This window comes from Micromonospora sp. URMC 107 (genome assembly GCF_051386315.1).
GTDB lineage: Bacteria > Actinomycetota > Actinomycetes > Mycobacteriales > Micromonosporaceae > Micromonospora.
In genome coordinates this window covers 18,832-27,447 of the sequence record NZ_JBPQTK010000078.1, presented here as the reverse complement: position 1 = coordinate 27,447, position 8,616 = coordinate 18,832, and the positions used below count along the sequence as shown (strand labels likewise).

Below are 8,616 nucleotides of genomic sequence, written 5' to 3'. Positions count from 1 at the left end.
GCCGATCCCGGCCGGCCGCTCCGGCTCCCACGTACGGTCAGCGCGGTCCGGAGTCGGCGCCGGTCACGAAATCGATCACCTGGCGGGCCACCTCCGGCGCGGACATGATGCGGTGGTGACCGAGCCCTTCGGTGGTGACCAGACGGGCCCCGGCGCCGTACGCCTCGGCCAGCAGCTCCGCTTGGCGATAGGAGACGACCTGACCCGGAGGCGGCGGCCCAGTTCGGCTAGCGGGACCGGCAGTGCACTGGACGCCGCGAACGTCCGGCGAGGCTTTCGCCGGGTCGCCGCCAAGGCCGGACTGACTGCCGCCGAATGGACGCCCCGGGAGCTGCGTCACAGCTGCGTGTCGGTGCTGTCCAGCAGCGGTGTGAGTCTGGAGGACATCGCAGGAAGCACTAGAGGGCACATCCTTCGATAGGATGTGCCCTCTCACCTGGTCGGGGTGGCCGGATTCGAACCGACGACCTCTTCGTCCCGAACTGGCTGCATCGTGGTCTGGTCGGGCTGCTCCCGAGGTCACGTGCTCTGCTGAGGCTCGGCTCGGCCTGGTTCGGCTGACACGGTTGCTGTACTTCGCTGCTGTACTGCTGGCGTTAGACGAGGCGCTGGATGCGGACCTTGGGCTGCTCGTTTCTCAGGTGGCCTTCCTTGTGCTGGCGGACCTGCTCGTCCCAGACCTCTTGGTCGTAGTCGGGGTCGGGTGGGATCCATTTGTGGGAGCCGTCGCTGTAGTGGAATTTCTCGTCGCCGGGTCGCAGGATGCTCATCGGGTCCAGCCGAGGAATCGGTGGTGCAGGTGGCCGGCGGGGATGTGGGTCAGGTCCTGGGCGGCGTCGACGAGCTGGGCGGCCAGGTAGAGGGCCAGCGGCACCGAGGCGCTGTCGTACTCCGCTCGCAGTTCGCACCGTCGGGGCTGGCAGGGCCAGTCGGCACCGCAGCCGCCGCACGTCCAAGCCGGTGTCACCGGGAGGTGCGTCGTCATCGCGGCGCATCCTGGCTCGGCCAGTGGCCGCGGTTGATCGGGATGGGATGACGGCTTCGGCACGGCAGGTCGCTTCCGCAGCGGCAGATACGCCGCCAGTGCCGCCATGACCAGACAGGCCGGTGCCGGCGGGCGAGCGTCAACGCCGCCGCCAAGACGTACTCGTCGTAGGACACGCGTCGCCGGCTGTTGTTCTGCCTCTGGTGGTAGCCGGTGTCCCGCACGGGACCTGCGGTCGGAGAAGTTGCATCGTTCGGTCTGGTCACCGTGCCTCCCGCCGACGCTGAGGATCCCGTGGGCACCCGGTCAGCCGTGTCCGGAGACAGGGCACCCACGGCAGGACGACCCGGCCGCCAAGCTGGGTAGCCCCACGAGCAACTTAGGACGCAATGTGCGCAGGGTCAACAGCTACGACACATAGCGTTGTAAGTCGAGCCCGCGATGTGGTCTGCTTGCACCAGCCGCCAAGCTGGGAGCACCACCTATGTCTGAAGCTGCCTACCTACAGGTCGCCCGAGATATCCGAGAGCAGGTCAGCTCCGGCCAGTTGAAGCCGGGCGACAAGCTGCCCTCGTTCGCTGCCCTCTGCGAGCACTACAAGGTCAGCAACACCGTAATCCGCGCCGCCATGCTCCTGCTCAAGGCTGAGGGCCTCATTGATGGCCGGCAGGGCAAGGGCGTCTACGTCGCCAACCCGCTTCCCCGGTAAGCCGGGGTCGCTTTCCGAGGCACGACCCCTCGCTTACAAGTTCTGAGCGCTTCGTCCGGCCGCGTCCGCGTACGTCTCTGACGTCGGGCGCTGATCCGTAGCCCTCCGTCGCTGTCCCTCGTCGTCAGGCCCTGTTGCTGTCACCGTTGCTGTCGACAGCAACAGGGCATCGCTGGCACGCGAGCGTTGGTCCGACGAGCGGTCGCGCCTCGTCATCTGGCACCATCGCAGCGTGAGCACGAAGCACCCAACTATCGTCGCTGCGCTCGCCGGTGCGCTCGCTGGCGCTGCTACGTCGGATGTCCTCCGGATGGCTTCCTCGCCATCGGCCGGTGATGAGCCAGTGCTAGACAAAAAGGTGCAAGCGGACGATCTAGACAAAGAACTGATCGACCAGCTTCATGCAGCAACCCTCAAAGCATCTGACTCATGCTTCGAAATCAAAAAGCTCTGCGCGACTGTCCTTGTCCCCACAGGAACCCTTGTCGCCCTATTCTCTGGCCGACGCCTTACTGCCGCAGTATTCTTTTCGGGCCTCCTCGTCATCATTTTCTTCTGGCTCGCCGATGCAGTTGGCTACTACTATCAACGTCGACTTAGGGTCACAATGGACGTGATTTGGCGACGCAGGGCAGCACGGTGTGAGGAGCCCTGGACGCCACCGAACACTGCAACGGCATCGCCACTCAAGGCAGCGTTTAACGGGTCGATGACTTATTACGCATTGCTCGCAGCGCCGGTTCTCGTGGCCCTAACTCTATATGCCTTCGATATCATCGGCTCGCCGGCCGTGGTGTCTCCATGAACGCCTTCGTTAGTTACAGCAGGCGCGACAACCCGCTTAGGCGACTCGCCGAGATCGAGGCACAACTAAGCCACCTTGGCCATGTCTACATCGATGACTTGCATCATCCACCAAGCATTGACCGACACGCTGCCGTGATTGCTGCACTAAAGACAGCGGAAGTCTTTATAGCCGTAACGTCGCCGAACTATCCGCACACCCCATGGACTAGATTCGAGGTCAGCGAAGCGGCACGCAGAAAAATTCCGCTGTTACTCCTAACGACTAACGACGAAATCCGATCGGCTTACTACGACGAGATTCTGCCAGCTACGCGGACTGCTTGACCACTAGGCAACCGACACAGTCCCCTGACCTGCTGCCGCGCGGCTCCGGTCTCGCGGAAAGGTCCGTCAGTATCAACGCTCGTTTGCAGACATCCGTTCCGATTGTCACCCACTTAGTCACTCAGATTCTGTAGAGTTCGCCGCTCCTCCGCTTTCTTCCAGGACGTCATTGCCTGACGATGCTGAACCATCGGTGTTCTGAGGTCCCTGTCGACCGAGGACACGATCGTTGACCTCCTTCAGCCTTCGCTTGCCTCCAGGGGGCATCCGCCGCGCTTCGTCCTTCGCGTCCCCATCCCGCACGTAAACACGAACTCCTCCTCCGAACTCCTTCCAACTCTTCATCAGAGAACTGATTTCACGCAACGCCTTCGCGCTATGGTGCTGGCCGTATGTGTCGACCCACATTCGACTTTTATAGACCGACCAGTCCAAGATTGCCTTCGTTGGTTTCATTTTCTTCCCATGCGAGTCATCGTAGAAAACGGTGACCTCGTGCCGGTCAGGCAGTCCGGCGCTTTTTCTTTCGATACCCGAATCCCAGAAGATTCGCCACTCCTGGCCGGGCACCAATACAGGGATAGTATCGAAGAGTCCTACAGGCTCCGACCCCAGACCTCCATCAGATGAAGTGCGACTTAGAGGGCGGTCGCATTCCATCCGAACATCATAGGCGGCAGTAGTTCCGAAGTTTTTGACTGCAAATTCAATAATCTGCTGATCGGCCTGACTGGGCTCCATGAAGGCAACTACGTAAGGCTGAGCCTGTTCCTCTCGGACGGCTCTGGCAACACGGACTTGTTTGAAGGCCGCAATGCTAGCAATAAACGCGATACCAGCGGTCGTCCAACCTGCCGCCGCCGCCCACGTATCCGGGTTGGTCTCGCCGACCCACTGCCATACGTCCTGGCCGGCATTTGAAAACCAGTTAAGAATGTCGGACATGAGCCTCTGCACCTCACCGGTATAGCTGGCTGAGATAATTGCAAGGAGCCTACGGCGGGCCGAAGCAACTCCTCATTTTGACACACTCAGTCCGTTTGGATGTCTTGGTTGTCGAAGAGACGGACCGGCTCCGCGCGCCCCGATCTCCGCCATCGCAATCCTCGGTTATCCACGAAGACGACGTCCAGCGAGGTCCACGTCGGGGTACCCGGACATCCTGGACCCACATGCATCAGGTGCCAGTCGTCGGGTGCTTCCATCCACGCCGTCGCCCTTGAGTCATGTGGCGGAACGGTCTCGACCAGTAGTGGTCGGCTGCGGTCGGGAATGATCACTTTGACGTCCCACACTGGCTCGTCGCTGTGGTTATAGACCCGAACGTGGACCTGATCACGGGGCCCCTGCATGGACGTGGGCAGGTGGTCGCTTGGTATCGGCACATCTGGATTAAGTGTGGCATATACCAGTCGGGCCTGGCGGCGCTCGTTGTCTTGGCGCTCGCGGTCCCTCTCTCGCGACTCAGCCCGCCTTGTCCTGATTTCGCGCACCAACAGGGTGAGGGTTGCACCGAAGGTGGCTGTGGTGAACGCTCCGCCAAGCAGGGAACCGAGAGCATCCGCCTCATTCCAGCCAAACTCACCAAGCTGCATCCGCTCTCCATTGAGGCCGAACCGTCAACGCTACCGATGGTGGGACACGTCCTCATCAAGCGTAGAGCGGGCACGCAACGCTCCGATCGACCGACCAGAGGCATCGGCACAACAGCGCTCGCCGAGAGGGCTATCATCCCGTCTGCCGTCGACCCGCATTCTTGTGGAGCAGGCCGCCGCCCGGCCCGCCACGTCAAGACGGCCTTGACGCACAGTCGGACGCTGGCGGGTCGGGCGGCGGCCTGCTCGGCTCGCCCGGGTCGACGGCGGGCGGGATGGTTCCCACCGCAACCACCCACGGACCGCAAGCCGCCGACGGCCCCCGGTCATCCTGGAGCCGGAGCGCCCCCGCCGGAGGCGCAGTAACCGCAGCCCCGGCCACCCACCCGACGGCCGTCGACGGACCCGGCGTGCGCTTCCCCACGCCGCGCGGACTGCTGGCCGCGCGGCCCCGGCCGGCTGCCGGCCCACCGGGACAACGGCCTGTCGTCATCCGGCGGCCCACCGGGCTACCCGCCCTCCGCGCCAGCCGCCGGGCGTCCTGCGTGACCGGAGTCGGAGCGTCAGTGGAGCGACGGGCGCGCGCCCTGGCGGCGGCGCGTGCGGCCCGTTCAGGGCCGCCTTGATAGATGTACAGAAAGTCCTCCCACAGGGGCCGGCAGCCGACCAGATCGCCTCCGGCGCGGGGTCACAGCGGGTTGACGTGTCGGTGCTCGGTGCTACCGTGGTCTCGTCGAGCACGTCAGCGCGGCCTTCCTGCCGGATCGCTGAACTCGACTCCGGAGTTGCCGAGCGGCCTTCCTTGCCGCTGATGCGGGTCACATCCCACCGGCACTCGATCGCACCGGCCACTGTGCCGGTTTCCGGATTCCACTGAGCGGCCCAGCACGGCCTTCCTGCCGTCCACGGTGGCCCGGATTCGCGTACCTCGACGGGTGGGGATCGCCTGCGGCAACCCACCGGATGCCGATGACCAGGCACCCCACCCGTCCCGGCATCACACCCACGATTCCCGGACCGGAAGGACGTTCCCCCGATCGGCGGCCAGTGGCTCGGCCACGCTTCCGCCCTCCGGCGTCAGCCGCCCTCCCCGGCGGTGCCAGGAGACACCACGAACACCACCGACGGACACCGCTCCGACAACCGGTGGCAGTTCGTACCCGTCCCCTGCCACCGCCTGAGGAGAGATTCCGTGTCTACCCTGCTCACCCTGCGTCGCCCCGGTTTCGCCGCCGGCCGTGATGCTCAAGCCCTGCACCGAGCCGCCACGCCGGACTTTCTCGGCTGGCTGGAGCACACCCGCGCCGCTGCCGGCTGCACCCGCCCGATTCGCCTGACCGGCACCCTTACTGCCGTCGAGTCGGCCACCGGCCGGGTGGTTGGGGAGCGGCATACCGACGAGTTGCCCGACCGGACGCTGTACAAGGCATGCGGCAACCGCCGTGCCGCCCAGTGCCCCGACTGCGCCTGGGTCTACGCCGGCGACGCCTTCCAGGTCGTCCGCTGCGGCCTGACCGGCGGCAAGACCGTCCCCACCACCGTCGCCCGGCACCCGGTCGTCTTCGCCACCTTCACCGCGCCGTCCTTCGGCACGGTCCACCACCGGCACATCCCTCGCCACACCTGCGCCGACCGGCGGCGTTGTGACTGCCGCCCGGCGCCCTGCCACGCCCGCCGTACCGCCGGCATCTGCCCGCACGAACGGTCCGCGGCCTGCTTCGCCCGCCATGAAGCCGACGATCCGCAGCTCGGTCGGCCGCTGTGCCTGGACTGCTACGACCATGACCACCAGGTCGTCTGGAACGCCTACTCCGGCGAGCTGTGGCGGCGCACCAAGCAGGCCATCGAACGCCACCTCACTGCCCTGTGCCGCCGACGGGGCATCGATCACGTCCAGGTCGCCACCGACTCCGGGAGGGTCCGCCGGGTGCCGCCGGTACGGGTGTCACACGGGAAGGTCGCTGAAATGCAGCGCCGGGGCGCGGTGCACTTCCACGCCCTGCTCCGCCTCGACGGCGTCGATCCCCACGACCGGCACGCCCTCGTCCCGCCACCGGCCGGCATCACCGCCGACGATCTCGACGCCGCCGTCCACGCCGCCGCCCGGCAGATCACCTTCACCACCCCCGCGCACCCCGACCGGTCGCAGGGCTGGCCGATCGCCTGGGGCGAGCAGGTCGACGTACGCCGCATCGGCACCGGCGACGGGGACGTGACCGACGGGAGGGTGGCCGCCTACCTGGCCAAGTACGCCACCAAGTCCACCGAGGCCACCGGCCACTGCTCCACGCGGCTCACTCCTGACACCGTCGACGCCGATGCCGACCCGGAAGGCGACCACCTCGCCCGCCTCATCGGCGCCTGCTGGCGACTCGGCCGCCCCACCCACACCTGGAGCAGCAACACCGCCACCCCGACCGGTGGGCGTCAAGGCGACCTTGACAGCAAACCGAACCCCTACGCCGGGTTGCGGCGCTGGGCGCACATGCTCGGCTACGGCGGTCACTTCCTCACCAAGGCCCGCCGCTACTCGATCACCTTCGGACTGCTCCGCGACACCCGCGCTACCTACCGCCGTGCCGAAGACGACACCGCCGACACGATCACCGTGGGCGCCCTGACCTTCGTCGGCTCCGGCTGGCTTACCAACGGTGACGCCCTGCTCGCCAGTACCGCCGCCGCCCAACACCGCGAACGCCAACGCGTCGGCCGGGAAGAACTCGCTCACGAAATGTGGCTGACCGGGGCCGCCGCATGAGCCGAAACCTCACCCCACGCTGGTACTCACCTGCCGAGGTCGCCGTCCTGCTCGGCTTCGGCCTGTCCAAGGTCAAGATGAAGATCGCCACCGGCGAGCTGCGCTCCATCAAGGACGGCAAGTACCGCCGCATCCTCCCCGAATGGGTCGACGAGTACATCCGTGAACAGGTCGAACGGCAGGAGGCCGCCTGATGCCCGCCCGCGTACGCGCCAACGGCGAAGGCTCGATCTTCCCGTACCGCAACGGCTTCGCCGCGTACGTCTGGGTCACCAAGCCCGACGGCAAGCGGACCCGAAAGTACGTCTACGGCCAGACCCGCGAGATCGTCCACGACAAGTGGATCAAGCTGCACCAGCAGGCAAAGGCCGGACCGGTCGCCACCCGGGTGCCGACCCTCGGCGATTATCTGACCTACTGGCACCGGGAGGTGGTGCGCCCCAACCTCGCACCGCTGACCTGCGCCACGTACGAGACGATCCTCCGGTTGTACGTGATCCCCGGCCTCGGTGGGAAGCGGCTCGATCGGCTCCAGGTGCGCGACGTGCAGACGTGGATCAACGAGGTGGCCCGCACCTGCCAGTGCTGTGCCCAGGGCAAGGACGCCCGCCGTCCGGAACTCAGGCGGCGGTGTTGCGCGCTCGGCCGGTGTTGCGGCGATTCGCCGTCCGCCCGCACCGTCAAGGACATCCGGGGCGTGCTGCGCTCGGCGCTCAACCACGCCGCGACCGAGGAACTGGTCACCCGCAACGCCGCCGCCCTGGTCAAGCTCCCACCCGTTCGCCGCCGCAGGGGCAGGGCCTGGACCAGCGACGAGGCGCGTCGCTTCCTGGAGTCCGCGCGGGCCGACCGGGATCCGCTGTACGCCGCGTACGTGTTGATCCTGGTGCTCGGCCTGCGCAAGGGCGAGGTACTCGGCCTCACCGAGGACGCCGTCGACCTGGCGGCGGGGGAGTTGTCGATCGGCTGGCAGTTGCAGCGGGTCGGCGGCCAACTGTTGCACCGGGAGACCAAGACGCAGACCTCGGACGCCACGCTCCCGCTGCCGGACATCTGCGCGGCGGCACTCGACCTCCGCCAGTGCGCGAGGAAGAACGACCGCGACCAGGCCGGGATCGCCTGGCAGGGCTCCCGGCTGCTGTTCACCACCCGCTACGGAACGCCGGTCGAGCCGCGCAACTTCAACCGTTCCTGGGACGCCCGCTGTGCCCGCTCCGGGGTCCGGAAGATCACCGTGCACGACGCCCGGCGTACCTGCGCGACCCTACTCGTCGACCTGGACGTGCACCCGCGCGTCATCATGCAGGTGCTTCGGCACGCGGAGGTGTCGGTGACGATGGAGATCTACTCGCAGGCGTCCTCGGACGCCACCCGCGACGCCCTCAAGCGCCTGGGGGAGAGCCTGCGGTGACCGCCGCTGCTGTACTCATCTGCTGTA

Annotated in this window: 10 protein-coding genes and 1 pseudogene; 7 read left to right on the top strand and 4 right to left on the bottom strand. The window is 66.4% G+C overall.

All coding sequences use genetic code 11. The annotated features are described in order from the left end of the window. Positions 1-226 precede the first annotated feature (226 nt). Positions 227-391 (top strand): annotated as a pseudogene (locus ACSNN9_RS18230) (site-specific integrase); the annotation flags it as partial. A 205-nt stretch (positions 392-596) separates the two neighbouring features. On the opposite strand, the gene ACSNN9_RS18225 reads toward ACSNN9_RS18230, so the two are convergent. Together ACSNN9_RS18225 and ACSNN9_RS18220 are read right to left on the bottom strand one after the other, a co-directional pair. Beyond that, positions 597-770: a hypothetical protein gene (locus tag ACSNN9_RS18225; protein ID WP_357562872.1), complete on the bottom strand. Its 174-nt coding sequence runs from the start codon at positions 768-770 to the stop codon at positions 597-599. Next, positions 767-985: a flavin reductase gene (locus ACSNN9_RS18220; protein ID WP_436674571.1), complete on the bottom strand. Its 219-nt coding sequence runs from the start codon at positions 983-985 to the stop codon at positions 767-769. The genes ACSNN9_RS18225 and ACSNN9_RS18220 overlap by 4 nt, the downstream gene beginning before the upstream one ends. 484 nt (positions 986-1,469) lie before the next feature. Between ACSNN9_RS18220 and ACSNN9_RS18215 the strand changes: the two genes are divergently transcribed. The 3 genes from ACSNN9_RS18215 to ACSNN9_RS18205 all read left to right on the top strand — a co-directional run bounded on the left by ACSNN9_RS18215 (position 1,470) and on the right by ACSNN9_RS18205 (position 2,825). Beyond that, entirely contained in the window at positions 1,470-1,694 is a 225-nt protein-coding gene (locus ACSNN9_RS18215; protein ID WP_091269831.1) for a winged helix-turn-helix domain-containing protein, read from the top strand. 232 nt (positions 1,695-1,926) lie between these two features. Further along, positions 1,927-2,499: a hypothetical protein gene (locus tag ACSNN9_RS18210; protein WP_436674570.1), complete on the top strand. Its 573-nt coding sequence runs from the start codon at positions 1,927-1,929 to the stop codon at positions 2,497-2,499. Continuing rightward, positions 2,496-2,825: a toll/interleukin-1 receptor domain-containing protein gene (locus ACSNN9_RS18205; RefSeq protein WP_436674569.1), complete on the top strand. Its 330-nt coding sequence runs from the start codon at positions 2,496-2,498 to the stop codon at positions 2,823-2,825. Before ACSNN9_RS18210 ends, ACSNN9_RS18205 begins: the two co-directional genes overlap by 4 nt. Positions 2,826-2,942: 117 nt before the next feature. Here the strand turns inward: ACSNN9_RS18205 and ACSNN9_RS18200 are convergent, their stop codons facing one another. Together ACSNN9_RS18200 and ACSNN9_RS18195 are read right to left on the bottom strand one after the other, a co-directional pair. After that, positions 2,943-3,770 carry a hypothetical protein gene (locus tag ACSNN9_RS18200; protein WP_436674568.1) on the bottom strand — a complete coding sequence of 276 codons (828 nt, stop codon included), beginning with the start codon at positions 3,768-3,770 and terminating at the stop codon, positions 2,943-2,945. Positions 3,771-3,856: 86 nt separating this feature from the next. After that, a complete protein-coding gene (locus tag ACSNN9_RS18195) occupies positions 3,857-4,420 on the bottom strand; it encodes a hypothetical protein (RefSeq protein WP_436674566.1) in 564 nt (187 codons plus the stop codon). A 1,192-nt stretch (positions 4,421-5,612) separates the two neighbouring features. Here ACSNN9_RS18195 and ACSNN9_RS18190 point away from each other — a divergent pair. From ACSNN9_RS18190 to ACSNN9_RS18180, 3 genes are read left to right on the top strand one after another with little or no spacing between them, the layout of a single operon-like run. Further along, positions 5,613-7,178 (top strand): replication initiator, encoded by a 1,566-nt coding sequence (locus tag ACSNN9_RS18190; RefSeq protein WP_436674564.1) that lies wholly within the window; start codon positions 5,613-5,615, stop codon positions 7,176-7,178. Beyond that, positions 7,175-7,372: an excisionase family DNA-binding protein gene (locus ACSNN9_RS18185; RefSeq protein ID WP_436674562.1), complete on the top strand. Its 198-nt coding sequence runs from the start codon at positions 7,175-7,177 to the stop codon at positions 7,370-7,372. Before ACSNN9_RS18190 ends, ACSNN9_RS18185 begins: the two co-directional genes overlap by 4 nt. Next, positions 7,372-8,589 carry a tyrosine-type recombinase/integrase gene (locus ACSNN9_RS18180; RefSeq protein WP_436674560.1) on the top strand — a complete coding sequence of 406 codons (1,218 nt, stop codon included), beginning with the start codon at positions 7,372-7,374 and terminating at the stop codon, positions 8,587-8,589. The genes ACSNN9_RS18185 and ACSNN9_RS18180 overlap by 1 nt, the downstream gene beginning before the upstream one ends. Positions 8,590-8,616 lie beyond the last annotated feature (27 nt).

Bases quoted from the DNA above. Each gene is read 5' to 3' on its own strand.
- ACSNN9_RS18225 (WP_357562872.1), bottom strand. From the start codon at position 770: ATGAGCATCCTGCGACCCGGCGACGAGAAATTCCACTACAGCGACGGC.
- ACSNN9_RS18220 (WP_436674571.1), bottom strand. From the start codon at position 985: ATGACGACGCACCTCCCGGTGACACCGGCTTGGACGTGCGGCGGCTGC.
- ACSNN9_RS18215 (WP_091269831.1), top strand. From the start codon at position 1,470: ATGTCTGAAGCTGCCTACCTACAGGTCGCCCGAGATATCCGAGAGCAG.
- ACSNN9_RS18205 (WP_436674569.1), top strand. From the start codon at position 2,496: ATGAACGCCTTCGTTAGTTACAGCAGGCGCGACAACCCGCTTAGGCGA.
- ACSNN9_RS18200 (WP_436674568.1), bottom strand. From the start codon at position 3,770: ATGTCCGACATTCTTAACTGGTTTTCAAATGCCGGCCAGGACGTATGG.
- ACSNN9_RS18195 (WP_436674566.1), bottom strand. From the start codon at position 4,420: ATGCAGCTTGGTGAGTTTGGCTGGAATGAGGCGGATGCTCTCGGTTCC.
- ACSNN9_RS18185 (WP_436674562.1), top strand. From the start codon at position 7,175: ATGAGCCGAAACCTCACCCCACGCTGGTACTCACCTGCCGAGGTCGCC.
- ACSNN9_RS18180 (WP_436674560.1), top strand. From the start codon at position 7,372: ATGCCCGCCCGCGTACGCGCCAACGGCGAAGGCTCGATCTTCCCGTAC.